The sequence below is a fragment of the Bradyrhizobium septentrionale genome, from assembly GCF_011516645.4.
GTDB lineage: Bacteria > Pseudomonadota > Alphaproteobacteria > Rhizobiales > Xanthobacteraceae > Bradyrhizobium > Bradyrhizobium septentrionale.
In genome coordinates, this window is sequence record NZ_CP088285.1 from 1907623 (window position 1) to 1929650 (window position 22028).

Sequence of the window (22028 nt, forward strand, 5' to 3'; positions counted from 1 at the left end):
GGAGGTTATTTACGGCGCGTGTCGGCGGACGGCATCCAGGGGGACTGCTTGCGCTCGTTCTTCACAACCGAACGCGAAGACAACGGCGATGAAGCGGTCCAGCATCGCCGTCTGTATAACGCCCTTAACCGCAGGTCATACACAACGGAGGATGACGCATCAAAAAAGCGTTCGCGGATGGGCGCGGCTGTAGTACGATTCGTGTAGAGAGGATCTATCGTGTCGAGCGCCAAGCAGATTCTAGCTATGTTGAGAAGCCGTGCTGAGGGTGATGAAGATGGGTTCTTTTCCATCGCGCTTCAGATCGCAGCTTCAGAAGCTCGGCAAGGCCGGCGCGACACCGCACAAGAGATGCGAACTGAAATCGACAAAGCGCGCTCGCGCAATTCGCGGGGGGCGTCGGTCGCGATTCCGTTTGCAAGTCCGCGTGGCAGTCTAGAGGGGCTGCTTGAAATGCGCGACCCACGTTACAAGCTGAAGGATGTTGTTTTAGGCGACCGCTTGCTGGGCCGCTTTAGCGATGTTTTACGTCAGCAGCGCAAACGTGACTGGTTGCGCGAACATGGCAAAACTCCTAATCGGCGCGTCCTGTTTGTGGGGCCACCCGGCTCAGGGAAGACGATGTCTGCCGAGGCTTTGGCGGGTGAGCTTCACCTTCCGCTGTTCATTATCCGCCTTGAAGGGATGATAACGCGTTATATGGGTGAGACGGCCGCGAAGCTGCGCTTTATTTTTGATGAGACCGCCAAGCGCCGCGGTGTTTACCTGTTCGACGAGTTTGATGCGGTCGGCGGTCAACGAACGGCCACGAATGACGTAGCCGAAATGCGACGCGTTCTGAATTCTTTCCTTCAGTTTATGGAGGAAGGTAACTCGACCGATAGCGTTATCATTTGCTCGACCAATCATCCGTCACTCCTCGACCGGGCCTTGTTGCGCCGTTACGACCAAGTTCTGGAGTTTGACGCGCCGACCTCAGCACAGATCAAAACGCTCATCACGGCCAACGTCATTCCGATGAAAGTGGTCCGTCCGGCGTGGAAACATATCATTCATGCGGCTGAGGGCTTAAGCCAATCAGAAATTGTCAGAGCGGCAGACGATGCTGTGAAGACGGCGATATTGGATGAGCGAAAGCAGCTCACCACGGAAGACCTTGTTGACCGTCTCCAAGAGCGTCACGCCATGCGAACGGCCTTTATGGACACAGAAGGTTCGTAATGTATGCCGTCGCGTTTCAACCTACCCCACATTGACATAATCGCATTTGCGACTTCGCAAGGCTATGTCGGCGAGCAAGGAGGCGGTTCAGGTGCTGTTCGTGAACGTGCCGCGCATGGTCAACGTGTTCAAAATGAACTGCGTGTTGCACTCGCGGCAGCTGACGCCGTCAAACCGACGGATACGCGCCTAGAGCCGCCCACCGGCACATTCGTCGAAGTTGAATTGAAGCGGGGCACGCCGCCTGACGTGCTCGACATGAAAACGCAAGATATACGCACCGGCGCGGTCAAAACGACCGAAGCAAATGACCGCGTGATCGCGCTGTATATTCCTGATCATGCACGTCCGGTTCTTGAAGAAATTCTCAACGACTATCTAAGCGGGCCGCTGAGCAAAGTAGGAAACAATCCTCCGAACAAAAAGAAGGTGGAGTCTATCGAGGCTATTCGCACAGCGCAATTCCGGAGGAAGGGCGTCGATTCGGGCCGGGCTCCATACCTCGCGATCGGCGGACATCGAAGCGAGTGCTACCGCCTGCGTTGAGCCGATGGCGAGCGCAGCGAACAGCAAGGCCGCGCAGAAAAGAACGAAGCGTGTCATTACAAGCTTTCCTTGCTCGCCGCTTCTCTCCGGAAGAGAGCGTACAGCGCTGGTAGAACCAGAAGGGTGAGTATCGTCGACGAAATGATGCCGCCAATCACTACGGTTGCCAGCGGCCGCTGAACTTCTGCGCCGGCGCCCGTCGCAATAGCCATCGGCACGAAGCCGAGCGACGCGACGAGCGCGGTCATGAGGACGGGTCTCAACCGCGCGGCGGCGCCATGCTCTACCGCCTCGAGCAGCGATCTGCCTTCGGAGCGGAGACGATCAATGAACGCGATGATCACAAGGCCGTTGAGTACAGCCACCCCTGACAAGGCGATGAATCCGACGCCGGCGCTAATCGACAGTGGGATTCCACGCAGCAACAGCGCGGCGATACCGCCGGTCAAGGCGAGCGGTACGCCGCTGAACACGAGCAGCGCATCTGCCACCGATCCCATGCTCATGAACAGCAGCAGGAAAACAAGCAGAAGCGCAATGGGTACGACGATCGTCAGCCGCTTGGTCGCGGAGACGAGCTGTTCGAACTGTCCTCCCCATACGATCCAGTAGCCGGACGGCAGCTTGACCTTCTCGGTAACCGCCTGCTGCGACTCCGAAACGAACGCCCCCAGATCGCGGTCGCGAACGTTCGCCGTCACGACAATCCTTCGCTTTCCGTTTTCCCGGCTGATCTGGTTCGGCCCCGGAGCTGCATCGATTGTGGCCACCGATGAAAGCGGCACGTACCGCATTTGACCGGCGGCAGGACTCATCAAGGACGTTCGAATTGCGCCTTGGAGTGCGTCTTCCACGGGAGGGAGTGGAATCGGTATCGTCCGGATGGCCTCGAGATTGCCACGCAGGTGTTCGGGCAGACGCACCATGATGTTGAAGCGGCGGTCTCCCTCGAACAGCTTCCCGACGCTTTTTCCTCCGATGGCGATCTCCACGAGGTTTTGGACGTCGCCGACGCTGAGCCCGTAGCGCGACAGCGCCTGCCGGTCGAGCTTGACGGTCAGCACCGGCAGTCCGCCGCTCTGCTCGGTCTTCACGTCGGTGGCGCCGGGAATGTTCTGGACCGCGGCCTGCACCTGGCGGGCCGACTGCAGCAGGGTCTCCAGATCGTCTCCAAAGATCTTGATGCCGACGTCGCTTCTCACGCCCGAGATCAGCTCGTTGAACCGCATCTGGATCGGCTGCGAAAACTCGTAGTTGCTGCCGGGTATCTCCTGTGCGGCGCGCTCGATCTCGTCGACCAATTTGGACTTCGGCTTGGACGGATCAGGCCACTCCGCGCGCGGCTTCAGCATCACAAAACCATCCGATGTCGAAGGGGGCATCGGGTCGGTCGCGACCTCGGCGGTGCCGGTGCGCGTGAAGAAGGTTTCCACTTCCGGTATCTGCTTCACGCGGCGCTCGAGCGCTGCCTGCATGTCCAGCGACTGCGTCAGGCTCGTTCCGGGAATCCGGGTAGCGGTGATGGCGAGGTCGCCCTCGTCGAGGCTTGGAATGAATTCGAATCCCATCCGCGTCGCCGCAGCCCCGCTCGCGATAACGATGACAACGGCAACGAGCGCAACCGTCCGGCGGAACCGGATTGCCCCGGCCAGCAGCGGCAGGTAGATCCGCTTTGCTATGCGCATGAAGGCGTTTTCATGCTCAGAGACCTTTCCGGTCACCACCAGGGCGACTGCTGCCGGGACAAACGTGACCGAAAGCAACGCCGCTCCCGCAAGCGCCATCAACACGGTCAGCGCCATGGGCGTGAACATCTTGCCCTCCACGCCGGTCAGCGTCAGGACCGGCAGGTAGACGACCGCGATGATCATGGTGCCGAACAGACTGGGTTTGATGACTTCGTGCGAGCCTTCCCTGATCGCCGTCAACCTCTCCGGGAGGGACAGCAGTCGTCCGCGCCTGTGCTGTTCCTCGGCGAGAAGCCGCAGGCAGTTCTCCACGATGATGACCGCTCCATCAATGATGATGCCGAAGTCAATGGCGCCGAGACTCATCAGATTCGCGCTGATTTTCGCCTCGACCATGCCGGTGATCGTCATCAGCATCGCGAGCGGGATGACACACGCGGTGACGATCGCAGCGCGGAGATTGCCCAGGATCAGGAAGAGTACGACGACGACCAGAGTCGCCCCTTCGATGAGATTTTTCTCGACGGTTGCGACCGTCGCCTCGACGAGCTTGGTCCGGTCGTAGACTGTCCGCGCAATGATCCCCTCGGGAAGCAGTTTCGACACTTCGGCCAGTTTCGCCGCGACGCGCTGCGCGACGGTCTGGCTGTTTTCCCCGGCCAGAAGCAGCGTCGTGCCGAGCACCGTTTCCTCGCCGTCGACCGTAGCCGCACCCGTGCGGAGGTTGGGGCCTTCCTTCACTTCCGCGACGTCTCGGATGCGGACGGGAATGCCTCCGCGGGAGCCGATCACGATGTCGCGGATCTCCTCCTTGTTGGCGACCTGACCCGGCGTGCGGACGAGATACTGCTCGCCGTTCCGCTCGATGTAACCGGCACCGACGTTGGCGTTGTTTTCCGCCAGCGCTCTCATCACATCCCTGAAGCCGAGCTTATAGGCGATCAGCCGCCCCGGATCCGGAAGCACGTGAAACTGACGGTCGAAACCGCCGACCGAGTTGACCTCGATGACGCCCGGCACCGTCCGCATCTGCGGTTTGATGACCCAGTCCTGAACCGTCCGCAATTCGGTCGCGGTGTATTCTCGCCCATCCGGCGCGCGGGCGCCCGGTTTCGCCTCCACGGTGTAGCTGTAGATCTCGCCTAAGCCGGTGGAAATCGGCCCCATCGTCGTATCGACGCCCGCCGGAAGCTGGTCCTTCACCTGCTGTATGCGTTCATTGACAAGCTGTCGCGCGAAGTAGATGTCGGTGCCCTCGTTGAAGACCACGATCACCTGACTGAGCCCATAGCGCGACGTTGAGCGCGTATACTCGAGCTTGGGCAGGCCGCCCATCGCCGTCTCCACTGGAAACGTGATGCGTTGCTCGGTCTCCAGCGGCGAATACCCGGGAGCACTCGTGTTGATCTGGACCTGGACGTTGGTGATGTCCGGGACCGCATCGATCGGGAGGTTCGTGAACTTCCAGACTCCGAGCGCGACCAGCCCGAAGACAAAGAGCATCACGAGCCAACGATGTCTGAGGGAGAACGATAGAACCAAGTTCATCTCAGGTCACCTCGTTGCATGACGATACACTTACTCACCGGCAGCTCCACCCTTGTACATTTCGGCCTTCGCGACGAAGCTGTTCTCGGCCACGTATCGTTCGCCCTCGGAAAGTCCTGATTTCACCTCGGCATGTTGAGCATCGGACTCGCCGATCAGCACCGGCCGGGCTTCGATCTTGTCACCTTCGCGCACGAACACGATTGTCTTGCTCTCGAGCGTTTGGATCGCGCCGACGCGGACGGCTACCGGTGCATTGCGTTTCGCCAAGACGAGTCGCGCCGTCACGAACAGCCCCGGCCGGAGCCGGCCGTCCGGATTGGTGAGGACGGCGCGCGCGAGGGCGGTCTGTGTGTCACTCGCGCCGACCGGTGAGACGTAAGAGATCGTCGCCTTTATATTCTCCCCACCATCATCCGGATCAATCAGGACTTCATCGCCGATACGGACGCGCTTGAAATCGTGACGGTACACCGAAAGATCCACCCAGATCGTCGACAGGTCCGCGACCACGAAAGCCGGCTTCTGCTCGGATGCGTACTCGCCGAGCGATATTTGCCTCTCAATGATCGTGCCGCTGATGGGCGCCTTGAGATCATATGCGGTAAGACTCTGGTTGCTCTCGATCGAGGCGAGTTGGTCGCCCTTGACCACGGCGTCGCCGATTCGCTTGCGGATGTCGCGCACGACGCCAGGAAACCGAGGTGTGACCTGCACGACGGATTCCTGGTTCGCCCGCAGCATGCCGTTGAGGTGCAGCGTCTCGCTGAGCACGGCACTTCCCGCGGCGCCCAAGGCTACGCCGCCCGCGGCCAATTTGGCGTCACTGATGAAGACGCGGTCCGCGCCGTGCTCATCCGGCTCCGCACGACCCTCTGCCATCCTCGTCCTTTGGTCCGGCGTCTTCGCCAAGCCAGTCTTGGCGGCTGGCGAAAGCACCTTGAATCCGACAAAACCGAAGACGGCGACCGACAGGCCGACGGTCAAAATTCTAAAAGTCTTTTTCATCGTGCGCTCTCCCGCGCGAGTGCGAATGGATTGCCGACAAGCCCCTCAATAGTGGCGACGGCGATGTGGAAGTTTTGCTGCGCTTCCTGCTCTCGCAGTCGCGCCTGCGCTACGCTGGCCTGCGCGTCGAGGACCTCCAGCAGGCTGAAGCGTCCTTGCGCATATCCTTCGAAGATTGCATCCGCCGCCTGGCGCGATTTCGGGATCGTGGAATCGCGCAGGATCGCAAGTTCGCGCTGCGCACCCTGCAGCGAATCGTAGGCGCGGCCGGCAAGAACGATCAATGCGGCGCGGTTTGCTTCTCGTTCTGCACGGGTCTTCTCCAGGCTCTGTTCGGCGGAGATGACGTAGCCCTGGTTTTGGTCGAACACCGGGATGGGGATCGAAACGCCCAAGCGCACGGCGTCGTCGCCGGCGTCGTTGAAATGCCGCCAGCCGGCGCTCAGCCGCACGTCCGGATAGGGCCTGAGGCGCGCCATCAGAAGTTCAGCGTTGCGTTGCGCGTACACCGCGGTCCATCGCACCAATTGAGGGTTGGCGTCGATCGCGGCGACGACAGACTGGAACGACGACGGCCGTCCCACTGCCTCAAGCCTTCCGGATACGGCGGAGTATTTGGGCGATGTGTCGCCCATGATCACCGCGAGTTCGCGGCGCGCACTCGCGAGCACTGCGCGGACCCGCTCCCGGTCGGCTTTCACCAAATCGGAAGCGACCTGAGCCCGGCCGGTCTCGGCCGGCGAGGATGCGCCGGCGTCGACCCGTCGCTGCAGCAACGGCGTCAGCCGGTCGATAGCGGTGACGTGCTCGTCGAGGATTTGGATGCGACGTTGAATACCGAGCACGCCCAGGAATGCGATGGCCGTTTCGGAGAGAACTTCCAGCCGCACCGCCTTGCGCTGGATGGTGGCCGTGTCAAGCGCCGCTCTGCCAGCGGCGATGCGCGCATCACGCTTGCCGAACAGTTCGAAGAGCTGACTGATCTGCAGTGTCGTCTCCGCCGATCGCGTACCGCGGTAACGACCTGAACCAAAGGAATTGTCCTGTTCGTACGACAGTTCCGGATTGATGAGCGCGCCGGCCTGGATACTCTGGCCGGATGCGATGCCGACGTCGCGCTCCGCCGCGGTCAGCCGAGGGTTCGCGGCCAACGCGCGCTGCAGCGCCGTCTGAAGGGATAACGACTGGGAATGGGACATGCCCGTCAGCCAGGGGCCAACAAGCAATACCGACGCGCACGCGAACCGCGTGGCGGCACGAATCAACAACATGGAGACAACCTGATGAACGACAACATACGGGCCCGAAAGCCCGGCGAAGTGTGGTCAGGTCAGGTATCTTGGCGGAGGGGTTTCGATCGCAGCCAGCGAGTCCGGGTGAGAAGTCCGCGGCTCCCTAAGCAAAATCGATGGAGGCTTGACGAGAGCCAACACAAACATCTGCTCAAGCGTTTTCACGGAGAAACTATCGTCTTTGTCATGCTCCGCGACGACGTTTGCTCGGGATATCTCGATCTTTCCCGAGGAGCCGATGTTTGTGATCAACGATTCCACAGCGGTCGGCCGAACCATTGCCTCATTCACTTGGAGATCGCGCAACTGATGCAACGCCCCCGCCAGAAGACAGACGAGCGCAATAAGAAATGCCACGACAGCGCCAGAGCTGCGCGGATGCAGATTTCTGAACTGGCTCGATCTGGATTTCACTTTGCGGGGGACTCACGAAGTCGGTGTCTAAGAGTAACATGCGCAATCGATGGCGTCGACCGCGCTGCAGCATAACGAGGACGCCGACGATTAGCAGCGATCCCACACCAACGCCATCCCTTTCGAAGCGAGACCACACTCCAATATGAATTATTTCACTCGAACGTGCGAACGATTTTCATTTGCGAGGACCTTCAAAAGGTCATGACGCCAGAATGCTCAGCCTTGTTGCCGGGTTCAACGTGAATGGTTATCAGCGATTCGCCAATTTCCTCCTTAATCGCCTTTTCAAGCCGATCGCAAATGTCATGCGCGGTTGAAACAGTGGTGCTGCCGTCGACGACAAGATGGAAGTCAACAAACGTCATGCGGCCGGCATGTCGGGTCCGTAGATCATGTGCTTCAATCGCGCCCTTCGCCTCGGCCAAAATGATCTCTCTAATTCGTACCAATGTCTCGGGTGCGACTGCTTCATCCATTAACCCGCTGACCGACTCCCACATGAGACCCCAGCCGGACCACAAAATATTCAAGGCAACCGCCGCTGCCAGCGCAGGATCAAGAACGGCCCAACCGGAAATCGCCGCAATCCCTACTCCACCCAGCACCCCAACCGAAGAAAGCACGTCCGTGAAAAGATGGCGCCCATCGGCGACGAGAGCCGGTGATCTAAGCTGCCGCCCTCGACGGATCAAAAGCCATGACCATCCAGCGTTGATGAAACCCGCCACGCCGTTCACCGCAAGGCCCACCCAAGGCGCCTCTAGGAGCTTGTCTGGATAGTCGCTGTTCAAATCTGGTCGGGTCTGATTCAACATTGGGCGATGAGCGAGTATTTTCGGCCTTGGAACATCGATCAGACGCTGCTTCTGCCGCCGAATGTGCAGGACTTCGTGCCGAAAGGCCATGTCTCGCGGTTTATGGTTGATCTGGTGCGGGAGAGCCTCGATCTCAGGGAGATCATGGGCAGCTATGTGAGCGGGCTTGGGCAGCCGCCGTTTGATCCGCGGATGATGGTGGCGCTGCTGCTGCATAGCTATGCGAGTGGGCTGTATTCGTCGCGTCGGATTGCCAAGGCCTGCCGGGAGCGGAACGATTTTGTGATGATCGTGGCGCTGGATGCGCCGGATTTTCGGACGATCAGCGACTTTCGCAAGCGACATTTGAAGGCGCTCGGCGCGCTATTCGTGCAGGTTCTGAAGTTGTGCGAGACGGCCGGGCTGGTCAAGCTCGGTCATGTCGCGCTGGATGGTACGAAGATCAAGGCGAACGCGTCGAAACACAAGGCGATGAGTTATGAGCGCATGAAGAAGCGCGAGGCGGAATTGAAGGCCGAGGTCGCTCGCATGCTGGCGGCCGCCGAGGCGGCGGATGCCTCGGAGGATGAGACTTTCGGCAACAGCGACGAACTGCCGGACTGGACCGTCGACAAGCAGAAACGGCTGGCGAAGATCCAGCAAGCGATGGCGGCGCTGGAAGCGGACGCCAAACTGGCGGCGGAGGAAGAGCGCCGCATCGAGGCCGAAAAGGAACAGCAGCGCCAGGCCGAAGGCCGCAAGAAGCCGGGCAAACCGGCGGCGCTGCCATCGGAGGAACCCAATCCCAAGGCGCAACGCAACTTCACCGATCCGGAAAGCCGCATCATGAAGTCGAAGGATGGCTTCGTTCAGGCCTATAATGCCCAGGCGGCCGTCGATGCACATGCCCAGATCATTGTCGCGCAAGAACTGACCCAGCACGGCAGCGATCAGGGCCAGTTGGTGCCCCTGATCGAGGCCATCGAGAGCAATCTTGGCCGCAAGCCGCGGCAGGCCTCAGCGGATTCCGGCTACTGCAGCGAAGCCAATCTCGAAGCGCTCGACACACGCAGCATCGATGGCTATGTCGCGCCCGGACGCGCCAAGCACCCGACAGTAGCGAACGGAAAAGTCGGCGGCCCGCTGACACAGGCCATGCGAAAGAAGATCGACGATGGCGGCTTCGAAACACCCTACCGATTGCGAAAGCAAGTGGCGGAGCCGGTGTTCGGACAGATCAAACAGGCAAGAGGCTTCCGCCAGTTCCTGTTGCGGGGCATCGAGAAAGTGCGCGCCGAGTGGACAATGATCTGCACCGTCCATAACCTCCTCAAGCTGTTCAACCTCGCAAACGCAGCCTGAGCCTGCTACTCTACAACAAATGCCCGTCACGAAAACATATCTGGACGGGCTCCTAGTCTGACTGAGTCACAAAACCGCCGGCCAGAATCAGCGATGGATGAAGCACGGACCATCAGTCGAGAGGCCGACATGAGCGGGCGTGGCACCAAGACGAGCGAGAAGCGATTTGCGACGTATTTGGAAGGGCTTGCCAGTGTCATCGGTCATGCTGATCGGAAGGCGCCGCTGCGCGACTATTGGGTCGGCCTGATGGCCTGTGGCGGTCGCAAGAGCGTGGAGCCGATGGCGGCGGTGACAGCTCCGGAACGGACGGCCGCCCAGCATCAATCGCTGCTGCATTTCGTCGGCAGCGGCGCCTGGTCGGATGAGAAGGTGCTGGGCAAGGTACGTGAGATGGTCCTGCCGGCGATTGAACGCCAGGGCCCCATCGAAGCCTGGATCATCGACGATACCGGATTTCCAGAGGACCAGCCTACCAAATACTGGCTCTCGACATTGCCGGAGGATGTGGCATTCCGGACTCTCGTTGAGACGGCTAAATTGCGCTGGCGCATCGAACGCGACTATCAGGAACTCAAGCAGGAGGTCGGGCTCGGCCACTTCGAGGGACGCGGCTGGCGCGGCTTTCATCATCACGCAACAATGTGCATCGCAGCCTACGGATTCGTGATCTCCGAGCGGGAGACGATTCCCCCTCAGGCACTCGGCACGCCCGGCCGATCCTGCTCGATCGCATTCCCGCAGATTACAGACCCCGCGGATTTGGCGCTGCGGACCCAACGTCACATTCCAAATTCGATCGCGACGATGCGACGGCGCCTCGAACATGGGCTCGTCCGAACGCTGTCGAGATGTCCTTGTTGTGCGATCAAGTTCGACCACTAGACAGATCATCGTTTGTGACGCAGTAGGACTAGGGACGTTAAAAGGAAATCGCAGCAGCCCGCTGCCAAAAAGATCCAGGTGCATTCGGATTCGCGGACCCGCTCGCAGCTCGGATCTGAGATCATTGAATGCGCATCTAACTGGTGGCATGTGCCAAGTCTCACTTGGCACGTCTTCGATTCGATCACCACGCGGGCTGTATCTCTATGTGGCGCCGAGCATCGGCTCACCCATCATCAAGCTCGCTCATGGCCTCATCCATATCCGACTGGGAATCGCTTATGACTTGCGTGGCGACGGAAACGAGAGCCTTTTCGAATGCTCGGCGCAGTAGCGCTGCACGCGTGTCATCGCCGCCGCTCTCGGCGGTATCGGAGGGGGCGCCAACCTGCGGCGCTGTTGCATTAATATCGGCTGCGTTCATGTCGTAACACCCGGATAGCGGCGTCGCCGCGAGATGACCTATCCGCTTCATGCTAGCAGGGGCAGCTTGCGAAAAGCTGACTAAGATCGAGCCCCCTTGGCGGCTTCATCCATGACCACGCAAGTGAGGACAACCGCTGTGCCGGCAAGGTCATTACTGCGATCGGAGCTCTGGTAAATCATGGCGCCAAAACACTTGGCCACGTCAGCAAGCGCGACGGCGACTGTTGCGCGTTGAAGGCTCAGTGGTACCACAAGCATTTGTGGAGCTATCGTGCTCGATCTGGCGCGCGCGGCAAGCCACCGAGATCGCACGATCATGGCAGGGACGCACCTCACGCCAGTTCCACAAGAAGAGCAACACCTTGCTGGCGCAGCTCGATCGCATTCTCGACCGCTTTGAATTGCAAGCCAAACGTTGCGCGTCATGAGATTATCCCTCGCCAGCATCGCCCAGAACCTTCGCCGAACGGATTCCTATCCAACGCGGGCTCGCATAGGCACCCGTCATCGCGACGGAGCATCGAAATCAAAATGCTGCCACTCTTTTCACGGAATGGGCCGAAGCAGGGGGGGGCATTTGCTCGAACAGAGCGTTGCGGGCCCGGACCCGGAGCGGACGTGGCGTCCTGCGTCTCGACTCCCCTGGCACAAGCCTTGACGAATCTCGACGCGCGGCGTCTGTATGTAGATCTGCCACGGTCTTCCATTCTGCATCTAGTAGGATGGAAGCTAAGAGGGAACCCGGTGCGCCGGTAACGGCTATTCCGGGGCTGCCCCCGCAACTGTAAGCGGCGAGCGGTTGTCATAATGGTCACTGGCCGCGACAGCACCGGGAAGGCCGACAGCCGCAGCGACCCGCGAGCCAGGAGACCTGCCGCGACAGAATAGAACGTCCTCGGGCGGGGTGCCCCGTGCGTCGCTTGCAGCCTGGGACGTTTGACCCGTCTCCTCGCAAGTCGTGCGCGTGGCTTCACCCCCTAACATCGCGGGGTTGCCGATGTCGCCGTCTTACGATTTCAATCAGCATGGTCATCTAATTGAGTGGCCGAGTGTGCGGCCGTGGCCGGCGCGGCCAAAGTCTGCCGCGCCTCAGCGGTGTGTTGTGCCGCCGCCGTCATCGGCTCCGCTGCCGCGGCCTCTCGCGCCATTGCCAAAGCCGTCCGATCTCACGCTCGATCGATCGCGCGACGGCCTGCTGACCGCGTTCGGCAAGCTAACGCTGACCGATCGCTATCTGCTCGTCGGCGAAAGCATCCAGGACATGTTCGCGCGGGTGTCCTGTGCCTTCGCGGACGATGTTGCGCACGCCCAACGTCTCTATGACGCGATGTCTCGGCTGTGGTTCATGCCAGCCACGCCGGTGCTGTCCAATGGCGGCACCACGCGCGGCCTGCCAATCTCGTGCTTCCTTAACTCGGTGTCGGACTCGCTCGAAGGAATCGTTGGCACCTGGGACGAAAACGTGTGGCTTGCCTCCAACGGGGGCGGTATCGGCACGTACTGGGGCAATGTTCGCTCGATCGGAGAGAAGGTGAAGGGCGGCGTCAGCTCAGGCGTCATCCCGTTCATCCACGTCATGGACGGCCTGACGCTGGCGATCAGCCAGGGCTCGTTGCGGCGCGGCTCGGCGGCGGTCTATCTCGATATCCAGCATCCCGAGATCGAGGAGTTTCTCGAGATCCGCAAGGCGTCCGGCGACTTCAACCGCAAGAGCCTCAACCTGCATCACGGCATCAACCTCACCGACGAGTTCATGCGTGCCGTGGGCGCCGGCACCGCGTTCGCTCTGCGCAGCCCGAAGACGAACGAGGTCGTCCGCGAGATCGACGCGCGACAGCTATGGCAACGCATTCTTGAGAACCGGTTGCAGACAGGCGAGCCTTATCTCTTGTTCATCGACACCGTGAATCGCGCGCTTCCCAAGCACCAGCGCGAGCTCGGTCTCAAGGTCTCGACCTCCAACCTGTGCAGCGAGATTACGCTCCCGACCGGCATCGACCATCGCGGCGAGGAGCGCACCGCGGTGTGCTGTCTGTCATCGCTCAACCTCGAGACCTGGGACCAATGGAATGAGGAACCCGGCTTCATCGAGGACGTCATGCGCTTCCTTGACAACGTGCTCACCCACTTCATCACGACGGCGCCGGAGGGTATGAAGCGGGCCCGCTACGCCGCCCTGCGCGAGCGCTCCGTCGGACTTGGCGTGATGGGCTTCCACTCGTTCCTCCAGGCGAATGGCATTCCAATGGAGAGTGGCTTGGCGAAATCATTCAATCTAAAGATGTTTCGGAAGATCCGGGGTGATGCCGACGCGGCATCCGTCGCCCTTGCTCGCGAGCGTGGCCCGTGCCCGGATGCCCTGGAACGTGGCGTGATGGAGCGCTTCAGCCAGAAGATCGCGATCGCGCCGACTGCTTCGATCAGCATCATCTGCGGCGGCACCAGCGCATGCATCGAGCCGATCCCGGCCAACATCTACACCCACAAGACGTTGTCTGGTGCCATCTCGGTACGTAATCCTCATCTGACCAGGGTACTGATCGCCAAGGGCGCCGACACCCCGGTGACCTGGCAGTCGATCATTGCGCAGGAGGGTTCGGTCGCCCATCTCGACATTCTGTCGGAACACGAGAAAGCGGTGTTTCGCACCGCCTTCGAGGTCGACCAGCGCTGGATCGTCGAGCTTGCAGGCGACCGGGCCGCATTCATCTGCCAGAGCCAGTCAATCAACCTCTATCTGCCGGCCGAGGTCGATAAGTGGGACCTCCACATGCTGCACTGGACGGCGTGGAAGCGTGGGGTGAAGAGCCTTTATTACTGCCGTTCAAAATCGATCTCGCGCGCGGCGTTCGCCGGCAAGATCGTCGACGATGACGAGGCCGCGCCGCGGCAGCCGCCTGCGCAGCGCGCCGATTATGAGGAGTGCCTCGCATGTCAATGATCGATCTCTCGTCTGTCGATCCGCGCACGCTGATCGGCAAGGGGCGCGTTGGTCTCCTTGACTCGACGGGCAGCTATGACGTTGATCGCTACGCTTGGGCCTACGAGTTCTGGAAGCGTCAGCAGCAGACGCATTGGATGGCCGAGGAGGTGCCGCTCGGCAACGACCTCAAGGACTGGGCGTCGGACCGCGTCACCGCCAGCGAGCGCGCGCTGCTCACCCAGATCTTTCGCTTCTTTACTCAGTCGGACATCGAGGTCGGTGACAATTATCTCAAGCGATACATCCCGATTTTCCAGCCGCTCACCGTCCAGATGATGATGGCGGCCTTCACGAACATGGAGACGGTCCACATCGACGCCTATGCGCTGCTGCTCAAGACGCTCGGCATGCCCAAGACCGAGTTCGAGGCATTTCGCAGCTATGCGCAAATGCGCGCCAAGGCGGACTACATGCACGAGTTCGGCGTTGACACCGTGGCCGATGTCGCGCGCACCCTGGCTATGTTCGGCGCCTTTACCGAAGGCATGGCGTTGTTCGCGAGCTTCGCTATGCTGCTCAATTTTCCGCGCCACAACAAGATGAACGGCATGGGACAGATCGTAAGCTGGTCGGTGCGCGACGAGAGTCTCCACTGCGAGGGCGTCATCAAGCTGTTTCACGAATGGCACCGCGAGACCGGCGCCGTGACGCGCTCGGTCCGTGACGACATCGTCGATGTCGCCAGAACGATGGTAAAGCTGGAGGAGAACTTCGTCGATCTCGCCTTTGGCCTGGGCAAGATCGAGGGCATGCGTCCTGAGCAGATCCACGCCTACGTCCGTTATGTCGCCGACTGGCGACTGACCCAACTCCGGATTGCCCCGGTTTTCGGCTTCTTCAAGGCCGAGGAGGATGGGTTCACGCAGCTCAAGCCGCATCCGCTGCCTTGGCTCGTCGAGATTCTCAATGGGGTCGAGCACGCCAATTTCTTCGAGCAGCGCGCCACGGAGTACTCCAAGGCGGCGAGCCGAGGCAGCTGGGACGGCGAGGACGGGGTGTGGGCGGCTTTCGGCCGTATGTAGGCAACCGGAACAGCATGCGTCCGTTCATACATCTTGGAGGTTCGCGGAAGTCCTCTGCTGCGGCTTCCGGCGGCACAGCGGACTCAAGCGGCATCATCCACGCCGCTCGAAAATCATAACGGGGGAACACCCGCCCACGGGGCTGATGTACCAAAGTGAAGTCTGATCTTGTGTAACCGGTATGAGCTCCCACGTCTGCGGAGATCAGCGGGCGCGTGGGTAGCGGATCGGCATCCAATATTGGCGCATGGCCTCGACGACCGCTGGAATATCGGCGTAGGCGTTACGCAGAAAGTCGGCAGTCTCGCGGCCGCTTCGGGGGGATCCGAGCATCGGCTGCCCCTGATCGTCGCGACAGTGCAACAGAATGGGCAGAAGCAGGCCGTGATTGACATTGCTGGTGTCCAGCATCGGCGCCCACGCCGACAGCCTGAGCCGCATCGCGGCATGGAAACCCTGGCACCAGGGACGCGGATCGACGTCGCCATTGGGGTTGCGCCGGTGTATCGGCTCGAACCGATCGGGGGCAGTCGAGAGGGTGTTGCTGATGTCGTTGTGGCGCAGCGCAACGGCGGAGATCGCGGCGAACTCCGGCGTGCCGCCATGGTTGAACGCGTCGGCATCGATCGCGAGCAGCGGGCAGATCCAATCGAGCGGGCTCATCGAGACCGGTCCGGCTACGATCGCGGCAGCATAGCCGTCGAGCATGGGAATGCTAGTGGCGGCAGGATGGCGATCGATGCGAGCCTGGAGCCATCGCTCGAGGTCCGCAAGCGGCATCGCGGCTGACGGCATCGACGATGCTGCTTTATGGCGACGTGGGCTCATGCCGCTGCCTGCGGTGTGCGCCGGCGCGCCGCCTTCCAGTTCCAGGCGAGCAGCTCGTGCAGCTGATGGCTCTTGGTTCGCCCGGACACGATGCGCTCCAGCACATCGGCCAGGTAGGCCTGCGGGTCGAGCTCATGGAGTTTTGCCGTGTTCACGAGCGACGCCAGGATCGCCCAGCTCTCGGCGCCGCCTTCGCTGCCGCTGAACAATGAGTTGCGTCTTCCCATCGCAATCGGGCGCATGGAACGCTCGACTGTGTTGCTGTCAACCTCGACACGGCCGTCGCGGAGAAACAGCGTCAACCCGTCCCAGTGATTGAGTGCGTAGTTGATGGCCTCCGCCAGCTTCGATTGGGAGAAGAGCTGGCCGACCATTGTGGTCAGGCGCGTCCTGAGCGCCTCCATCAATGGAGCGGACCTGGTGCGGCGGGTGGCCAGCCGCTGCTCGGCATTGCTGCCGCGGATCTCTGCTTCGATGGCATAGACCGCCTGCAGGCGCTCGATCACTTCGCGAGCGAACGGCGACTGGGTCGTCTTATACACGTCGACGAATTTGCGTCGGGCGTGGGCGAGACAAAAGGCGAGCTGGATCGCGTCGCCATGATCGCGGGCGAGCGCTTTGTAGGCCGCATAACCGTCGACCTGCAGAATGCCGGAAAAGCCCGTCAACTGTCTGGCGATCTCCGCCGTGCCGCGGCCGTCGGCGAACACGTAGGCCACCGCCGGCGGCGAGGGGCCGCCCCATGGCCGGTCATCCATCGCATGCGCCAAGAACTGGCAGATGCGCGGGCGATGTCGTCCGGGATCGAGCACCGGCATCGGCGTCTCGTCGCAGAACAGGCGCGGCGCAGCCTGGATGGTGCGCAGCTGGAGCTCATAGAGGCTCCTGAGCCACCAGGCCGCTCGCTTCACCCAGCCGGCGAGCGTCGCCCGGTCGAGATGGACACCCTGGCCGGCCAGAATTTGCACCTGTCGGTAAAGCGGCAGATACCAGGCGAACTTCGAGACTACCACGTGGCTCACGAGTGCCGTCGAGGCCATGCCGCTCTCGATTAGGCGCGGCAGCACCTTCGCCTGGATCACACCATCGGTGCAGCGGCGGCAGCCGTACTTGGGACGGACCGTCCGCAACACCCGCAGGATCGCCGGGATGATGTCCAGCACCTCGCTGACGTCCTCGCCGATCTTGTGAAGCTGGCCCTGACAACACGGGCATGCGGTCGCCTCCGGCTCCAGCACCTGCTCGCAGCGCGGCAGGTGCTTGGGCAGCGCGCCGATGTTGCGGCGCGCCTTCTTCCGCAGTGGTTTGCCGGGCGGCTTTGCCGCGGCTGCATCGTCGTTGGCAGCTGCAGGCGGCGTGACGCCGGTCTCAAGGTCGCCAAGCTCAAGTGCGAGCTGCTCGGCCACGAGCGCGGCAAGCCGCTCCGAGCGCTTCCCGAAGATCATGTCCTTGAACGTCTGCATTGCTACGCGCAGCTTCTCGTTCTCAGCGTCAAGCGCGAGCACCATCTCGGTCAGAGCTGCTGGATCGGCCGGAAGAGCGTCGGGGCGAATCGCCATGATCAGACGATACATCCGTGTGACCCACGCTCCAGCGAAATCCTCACTTCTCAGCCGACAATGACCGGCTGCTTCACAGGCTTGGGCGACACACGCGTCCACTCGAGGCCGTCGAGTAGCATCGCAAGCTGCGTCGCACTGAGATGCACAACGCCGTCGCGGATCGGTGGCCAGGTGAAACGCCCCTGGTGCAACCACTTCGTTACCAACACCATGCCGCTGCCGTCCCACGCCAGAAGCTTCACTCTGTCCATGCGCTTGCTGCGGAACACGAAGACGTCGCCGCAATATGGGTTCGCGCGCAGTGCTTCGCTCACCAGCGCCGACAGCGTATGCACCGACTTACGAAAGTCGACCGGCTGGGCCGCCAGCACCACCTTGAGGTCTGACCGTAGCGCAATCACCGGATCCCTCGAAGCGCCGATAGCACCATCGAAAGCGTCGCCAGCTCCACGCCCGGCTCGACGCGGATGCGCGCCCCGTTCACCTCGATCTCGACCGCTCCACAGACCTTGGCCGGCGGCGCGGCAATCTCCAAGGGCTTCATCTTACCCGGCGAAATACACTCGGACTCGCCAGCCCTCCCGCCATCGCTCTCGGCGCCAATTTGGATAGGCACGAAGTTCTGGGCTTTGCCGGCCATCGCCGCCGCTACCTGGCGTCGCCACACCGTGAGCAGTCCGCGGGAAACACCATTGCGCCGCGCCACCTCGGAGATGTTCGTCCCCTCCTCAAAGCTCTCCGCCGCGATCCGGGCCTTCTCCTCGCGCGTCCACCGTCGCCGCCGGCGCTCCCCAGTGATCACCTCAACGCGGCGATAAGAGTCACCTTCCTGCCTGGCATCAAGCATGGCATTTGCCATCGCTTCACCTCCACCCATCAGCTCATCCCAGGCTGTATCCCAAGCGAACCGCGCCATGACGAGGTGGAGGCCTCATGCCGGTTACGATCTTGTGCTGAGTTGCTTCGGTGCGGCAGACTTCGAAAAGGCGATCACAATCGTTGCAATTTGCAGGACCAAGCGCGGGCATTGGTCGGCGATCTTTGAGGCGCGCTCGCCTTGCGGGAAAGTCGGCGTGACCTCATCGATGCGGACCAATGGAACCGGTTTATGCACACCTGCACAAAAGGGCGGCGAAAGCCTGAGTGGAAGCCGCCAGTCTGTTCAGGGCGACCGTGCATGCGATGACGGCGCTTGATGATCAGGGTCATCGACGCGGCCGTCTCCATACAGCAAACGGCCGGGAGGCGAGTAGAGTGAGGAGGCCAGTTGGTGATCGCTCCTCTTCAGCCGTACAGCTAGACAATTTCGATCAGGTTTCCGCATATCGAGTGGACGCCTTGAAAGGAACTTGGCCGGCGGAGTATCCGCCAGCCAAGAGCGATCGTCATCACGTGCTCCTGCTGTTGGCGGAGACAATCTATCAACCTTCGCACATGGCCCTTGTCGCGGCTAAAGCTATGGGCACTAGCCCGTCTTATTCGTCAGAGTGCGCCTGAGAGGCTGGCGAGCGTGGTGTAAAGCGCTGATGCGGCGTAGGATTCGGTTGCAAAGCCACCCCATCACCTTCAGCCGCGAACACCACGCCCGCCATGACCGATGATACGATTCTGCCCTTCTCGTTTCCAGCCGTTCACGCCAAGAAAGTCACAGCTGCCTTCGAAGGCGGTCGGCTGACCTCGAACGGGGGCGTGATGCTTCTGGCGATGGCCGAGCGGCGTCTCGGCTTGGCCGACAATTTGGCCCGGGTGTTCCCGGATCGGCGCGATCCGACGCGGGTCGTGCACAGCCTTGTCGATATGTTCCGCGCGCGCATGTTCGCGATCTGCTGCGGCTACGAGGACGCCGACGACCCCGATCATCTGCGGTCCGATCCCGCATTCAAGCTGGCCTGCGGACGGCTGCCGGACACGGGTCGCGATCTGTGTTCCCAACCGACGCTGTCGCGGCTGGAGAATGCTCCGCGCCTGCGCGACGTGATCCGACTGACCTACACTTTGGTCGACGCATGGATGGATAGCTACCCGCGCGAGCCGGCATCCGTCACGCTCGACATCGATGATACCTGCGATGTCGTCCACGGCCATCAGCAGCTCTCGCTGTTCAACGCTCATTATGACGAACGCTGCTTCCTGCCGATCCACGTCTACGACACGGAGAAGAGCCGGCCCGTGGCGGTCGTGCTGCGGCCCGGCAAGACGCCGGGCGGCGTCGAGGTGCGTCCGCCAGCGGTCGGCTTTTCTGTTGCCGAACGAGACAGCGCTCCTCGGCGCTACGGCCACGGATGTCCTTCTCGATGGCATAGAACTCGGCGATATGCTTGAGCGCCTCGCCCGCAATGGGCGCGGGACCGGGGGCGGCGAGTTCGTAGAAGTTACGCCGCATGTGGGACCAGCAGAATGCAAGCTGAACGTCGCCACGCTCGGCCAGCTTGCCATAGCCAGCATAGCCATCGACCTGCAGGATCCCCTTGAAGCCTGCCAGATGGGCGATTGGTCGGTCGGCTTTGCGATCGGGAGCATAGACATAGGCGACGCCCGGCGGATCGGCGCCGCCCCATGGCTGGTCGTCCGCTGCATCGGCCCAGAGCTGACCGGTCTTGGTGCGCCCTCGGCCGGGATCGAGCACCGGCATCGTCGTCTCGTCGGCGAACAGCTTTGGCCGTCGCCTGAGCTTGCCGAGGAGGCGCTCATGCAACGGACGCAGGTGGAAGGCTGCTTGTCCCACCCAGTCCGCCAGCGTCGAACGATCGAGCTCAATGCCCTGGCGGGCGTAAATCTGAGCCTGCCGATAGAGCGGCAAGCGAGTCGCGCGGGGGAATCTCACCCCCGCGCGCTCCCAGAACCGTACGTGAACCTCTCGGCTCATACGGCTCCCAGCGTTCGGCCTCGGCCATAGAGAAGCGGCCAATGAGCGAAGAGTTCGGGCTGAGCCCGGACCAACCGCGCCAGCCACGCCCGAGCGTCACGGGGACGCTGACGAAAGCGCTTGAACTTGCGAGCCGCCCATCTGAGGACATGCGCATCTATCCGACGCATCGTCGAATAGAGAGCAGATTTGTAGAAGTGGCTGTAGTAGCCGATCCAACCCCGGATGCAGGGATTGAACATCCGAGCGAGATCGTGCAGCACTTTGTCGCTGCGCCGCTGAAGGCCCCAATTACGCAACGTACGCCGGATATCCTTCAGCGCCGTCGGACTTGCTGCCGGCAAGAACGAGACCACATAGAGGCCGCCCCGCCATTTCGCCAGCCTCGGACGGAACGTGTATCCGAGGAAGTCGAAGCTGATACATCCGTATTCGCCTTTTCGGTTGGTATCCTTGCAGTAGACCAGTTTGGTCTTCTGCGGATGGAGGACCAGACCGCAGGCGGCGAACCGTTCATCAACAGCACGCCACAACCTCAGCGCTTCACGTTCAGTCTGGCAGTGACAGATGATGTCATCAGCACATCGTTCGAACAATATGCCAGGCATCTCCCGCTCTATCCAGATGTCGAACGCGTAGTGCAGGAACAGGTTTGCGAGTAGCGGCGAGATGACACCGCCCTGTGGCGTTCCCCGTTCCCTCGCGACAAGCTTGCCATTGTCGAGCATCGCGGGCGCCTTCAGCCAGCGTTCGATATAGAGCCGAACCCAGGCGCAATCCGTGTGCTTGCACACAGCCCTGAGGAGCAGCTCGTGATCGATGCTGTCGAAAAAGCCCTTGATATCGATGTCGAGCACCCAATCGGAGCGCCAGCACCGCTGACGCGCCACCCGGATAGCATCGACTGCCGAGCGCTTGGGGCGATAGCCGTAGGAGTCGGCGTGGAAAATAGGTTCCAGCGACGGCTCCAGTCGGCGTCGAACAACCTCTTGCGCAATACGGTCGGCGACGGTGGGGATTCCCAACGGCCGCGTTCCGCCATTCGCCTTCGGGATGTCCACCCGGCGCACCGGCTGCGGCATATAGCTGCCTGAGGACAGTCGATTCCAGAGCTTGTAGAGATTGGCCGAAAGCCGGCTCTCAAATTCTTCGATCGACTGCCCGTCAACTCCAGCCGCTCCTTGGTTGGCCTTCACTCTCTTGAAGGCTTCCCATACCTCCCGCTTCGGGATGGCGAACGGCTTTGCCCGCGTCATACGGCTCCTCCCGTCACCGGTTGGCCGCAGCCGAGAGCTGAACGCCACGGCCCCTTCGGTCCGGCGCCATTACGGCGCCTTCATCCCTACTACGAACCGTTTTGCCCCTGTGTCCCGCATCGGTACGCTGGATCTCGCAGGGTTCGCCCGCTCGACCGTCTTCCTTAGCATCGGAACGACAGGTTCTCCTGTTCCACGTAAGAGCCTGATCCAAGTTCACGCCGCCTTCGAGCCGGACGCCGCACAGGCCGGTCTTCAGGACTCCGCCTGCACTAATCCCCGGGCGACCACCAGCGTACGCATACGACGGAGGCCGCCTGATTG

General features: G+C 61.5%; 15 protein-coding genes, 5 pseudogenes and 1 riboswitch. Of the genes and pseudogenes, 8 read left to right on the forward strand and 12 right to left on the reverse strand.

The features are described from left to right. The first annotated feature begins 219 nt into the window (after positions 1 to 219). Together HAP48_RS10970 and HAP48_RS10975 are read left to right on the forward strand one after the other, a co-directional pair. Positions 220 to 1221 carry an AAA family ATPase gene (locus tag HAP48_RS10970; RefSeq protein ID WP_029079114.1) on the forward strand — a complete coding sequence of 334 codons (1002 nt, stop codon included), beginning with the start codon at positions 220 to 222 and terminating at the stop codon, positions 1219 to 1221. A gap of 3 nt (positions 1222 to 1224) precedes the next feature. Beyond that, positions 1225 to 1767, forward strand: a complete 543-nt coding sequence (locus HAP48_RS10975) for a hypothetical protein (RefSeq protein ID WP_166213766.1) — start codon at positions 1225 to 1227, stop codon at positions 1765 to 1767. Positions 1768 to 1823: 56 nt separating this feature from the next. Here HAP48_RS10975 and HAP48_RS10980 read toward each other — a convergent pair whose 3' ends face one another. From HAP48_RS10980 to HAP48_RS11000, 5 genes and pseudogenes are all read right to left on the reverse strand, one after another. Next, complete coding sequence (locus HAP48_RS10980) at positions 1824 to 5003, reverse strand: efflux RND transporter permease subunit (RefSeq protein WP_166213765.1); 3180 nt, start codon at positions 5001 to 5003, stop codon at positions 1824 to 1826. Between the two features lie 30 nt (positions 5004 to 5033). Then, positions 5034 to 6011 (reverse strand): divalent metal ion exporter adaptor subunit IhpB, encoded by a 978-nt coding sequence (gene ihpB / locus HAP48_RS10985; protein WP_029079116.1) that lies wholly within the window; start codon positions 6009 to 6011, stop codon positions 5034 to 5036. Beyond that, on the reverse strand, positions 6008 to 7282 hold the full coding sequence (gene ihpA / locus HAP48_RS10990; protein WP_166213764.1) for a divalent metal ion exporter subunit IhpA: 1275 nt from the start codon (positions 7280 to 7282) through the stop codon (positions 6008 to 6010). Before ihpA ends, ihpB begins: the two co-directional genes overlap by 4 nt. Positions 7283 to 7336: 54 nt before the next feature. Continuing rightward, positions 7337 to 7660: a hypothetical protein gene (locus HAP48_RS10995; RefSeq protein WP_029079118.1), complete on the reverse strand. Its 324-nt coding sequence runs from the start codon at positions 7658 to 7660 to the stop codon at positions 7337 to 7339. 251 nt (positions 7661 to 7911) lie between these two features. After that, positions 7912 to 8484, reverse strand: a pseudogene (locus HAP48_RS11000) (cation diffusion facilitator family transporter); the annotation flags it as partial. 57 nt (positions 8485 to 8541) lie between these two features. Here HAP48_RS11000 and HAP48_RS11005 point away from each other — a divergent pair. The 3 genes and pseudogenes from HAP48_RS11005 to HAP48_RS51060 all read left to right on the forward strand — a co-directional run. Continuing rightward, positions 8542 to 9876, forward strand: a complete 1335-nt coding sequence (locus HAP48_RS11005; protein WP_166213762.1) for an IS1182 family transposase — start codon at positions 8542 to 8544, stop codon at positions 9874 to 9876. A gap of 249 nt (positions 9877 to 10125) precedes the next feature. After that, a pseudogene (locus HAP48_RS51055) lies at positions 10126 to 10284 on the forward strand (transposase); the annotation flags it as partial. Positions 10285 to 10344: 60 nt separating this feature from the next. Next, positions 10345 to 10787, forward strand: a pseudogene (locus HAP48_RS51060) (transposase); the annotation flags it as partial. A gap of 200 nt (positions 10788 to 10987) precedes the next feature. On the opposite strand, the gene HAP48_RS11015 reads toward HAP48_RS51060, so the two are convergent. Further along, complete coding sequence (locus HAP48_RS11015; RefSeq protein WP_166071913.1) at positions 10988 to 11185, reverse strand: hypothetical protein; 198 nt, start codon at positions 11183 to 11185, stop codon at positions 10988 to 10990. A gap of 681 nt (positions 11186 to 11866) precedes the next feature. Continuing rightward, positions 11867 to 12080, forward strand: a riboswitch (cobalamin riboswitch). Positions 12081 to 12334: 254 nt separating this feature from the next. Between HAP48_RS11015 and HAP48_RS11020 the strand changes: the two genes are divergently transcribed. Together HAP48_RS11020 and HAP48_RS11025 are read left to right on the forward strand one after the other, a co-directional pair. After that, positions 12335 to 14128 carry a ribonucleoside-diphosphate reductase subunit alpha gene (locus tag HAP48_RS11020; protein WP_224496569.1) on the forward strand — a complete coding sequence of 598 codons (1794 nt, stop codon included), beginning with the start codon at positions 12335 to 12337 and terminating at the stop codon, positions 14126 to 14128. Then, entirely contained in the window at positions 14119 to 15192 is a 1074-nt protein-coding gene (locus tag HAP48_RS11025; RefSeq protein WP_198031293.1) for a ribonucleotide-diphosphate reductase subunit beta, read from the forward strand. The genes HAP48_RS11020 and HAP48_RS11025 overlap by 10 nt, the downstream gene beginning before the upstream one ends. Positions 15193 to 15396: 204 nt before the next feature. On the opposite strand, the gene HAP48_RS11030 is transcribed toward HAP48_RS11025, so the two are convergent. The 4 genes from HAP48_RS11030 to tnpA are packed head-to-tail and all read right to left on the reverse strand — an operon-like array spanning position 15397 to position 18441. Continuing rightward, positions 15397 to 15987, reverse strand: coding sequence for a YecA/YgfB family protein (locus tag HAP48_RS11030; protein WP_166213761.1), 591 nt, complete (start codon positions 15985 to 15987; stop codon positions 15397 to 15399). Between the two features lie 29 nt (positions 15988 to 16016). Beyond that, the gene (gene tnpC / locus HAP48_RS11035) at positions 16017 to 17579 is read right to left on the reverse strand and encodes an IS66 family transposase (RefSeq protein ID WP_166213760.1); all 1563 of its coding nucleotides are present in this window, start codon (positions 17577 to 17579) and stop codon (positions 16017 to 16019) included. 50 nt (positions 17580 to 17629) lie between these two features. After that, positions 17630 to 17983 carry an IS66 family insertion sequence element accessory protein TnpB gene (gene tnpB / locus HAP48_RS11040; protein ID WP_166208697.1) on the reverse strand — a complete coding sequence of 118 codons (354 nt, stop codon included), beginning with the start codon at positions 17981 to 17983 and terminating at the stop codon, positions 17630 to 17632. Further along, positions 17980 to 18441: an IS66-like element accessory protein TnpA gene (gene tnpA / locus HAP48_RS49990; protein ID WP_166208700.1), complete on the reverse strand. Its 462-nt coding sequence runs from the start codon at positions 18439 to 18441 to the stop codon at positions 17980 to 17982. The genes tnpB and tnpA overlap by 4 nt, the downstream gene beginning before the upstream one ends. Before the next feature lie 731 nt (positions 18442 to 19172). Between tnpA and HAP48_RS11050 the strand changes: the two are divergent. Beyond that, positions 19173 to 19802 (forward strand): annotated as a pseudogene (locus HAP48_RS11050) (IS1380 family transposase); the annotation flags it as partial. Here the strand turns inward: HAP48_RS11050 and tnpC (HAP48_RS11055) are convergent. Together tnpC (HAP48_RS11055) and ltrA are read right to left on the reverse strand one after the other, a co-directional pair. Beyond that, positions 19798 to 20391: pseudogene (tnpC, locus tag HAP48_RS11055) on the reverse strand (IS66 family transposase); the annotation flags it as partial. The pseudogenes HAP48_RS11050 and tnpC (HAP48_RS11055) overlap by 5 nt on opposite strands. Positions 20392 to 20444: 53 nt before the next feature. Further along, a complete protein-coding gene (ltrA, locus tag HAP48_RS11060; RefSeq protein ID WP_166213759.1) occupies positions 20445 to 21704 on the reverse strand; it encodes a group II intron reverse transcriptase/maturase in 1260 nt (419 codons plus the stop codon). Positions 21705 to 22028: the final 324 nt, after the last annotated feature.

What these genes read in the sequence shown, in the direction of transcription:
- HAP48_RS10975 (WP_166213766.1), top strand. Translation starts at nt 1,225, where the DNA reads ATGCCGTCGCGTTTCAACCTACCCCACATTGACATAATCGCATTTGCG.
- HAP48_RS10980 (WP_166213765.1), bottom strand. Translation starts at nt 5,003, where the DNA reads ATGAACTTGGTTCTATCGTTCTCCCTCAGACATCGTTGGCTCGTGATG.
- ihpB (WP_029079116.1), bottom strand. Translation starts at nt 6,011, where the DNA reads ATGAAAAAGACTTTTAGAATTTTGACCGTCGGCCTGTCGGTCGCCGTC.
- ihpA (WP_166213764.1), bottom strand. Translation starts at nt 7,282, where the DNA reads ATGTTGTTGATTCGTGCCGCCACGCGGTTCGCGTGCGCGTCGGTATTG.
- HAP48_RS11005 (WP_166213762.1), top strand. Translation starts at nt 8,542, where the DNA reads ATGAGCGAGTATTTTCGGCCTTGGAACATCGATCAGACGCTGCTTCTG.
- HAP48_RS11015 (WP_166071913.1), bottom strand. Translation starts at nt 11,185, where the DNA reads ATGAACGCAGCCGATATTAATGCAACAGCGCCGCAGGTTGGCGCCCCC.
- HAP48_RS11025 (WP_198031293.1), top strand. Translation starts at nt 14,119, where the DNA reads ATGTCAATGATCGATCTCTCGTCTGTCGATCCGCGCACGCTGATCGGC.
- HAP48_RS11030 (WP_166213761.1), bottom strand. Translation starts at nt 15,987, where the DNA reads ATGCCGTCAGCCGCGATGCCGCTTGCGGACCTCGAGCGATGGCTCCAG.
- tnpC (WP_166213760.1), bottom strand. Translation starts at nt 17,579, where the DNA reads ATGGCGATTCGCCCCGACGCTCTTCCGGCCGATCCAGCAGCTCTGACC.
- tnpA (WP_166208700.1), bottom strand. Translation starts at nt 18,441, where the DNA reads ATGGCAAATGCCATGCTTGATGCCAGGCAGGAAGGTGACTCTTATCGC.
- ltrA (WP_166213759.1), bottom strand. Translation starts at nt 21,704, where the DNA reads ATGACGCGGGCAAAGCCGTTCGCCATCCCGAAGCGGGAGGTATGGGAA.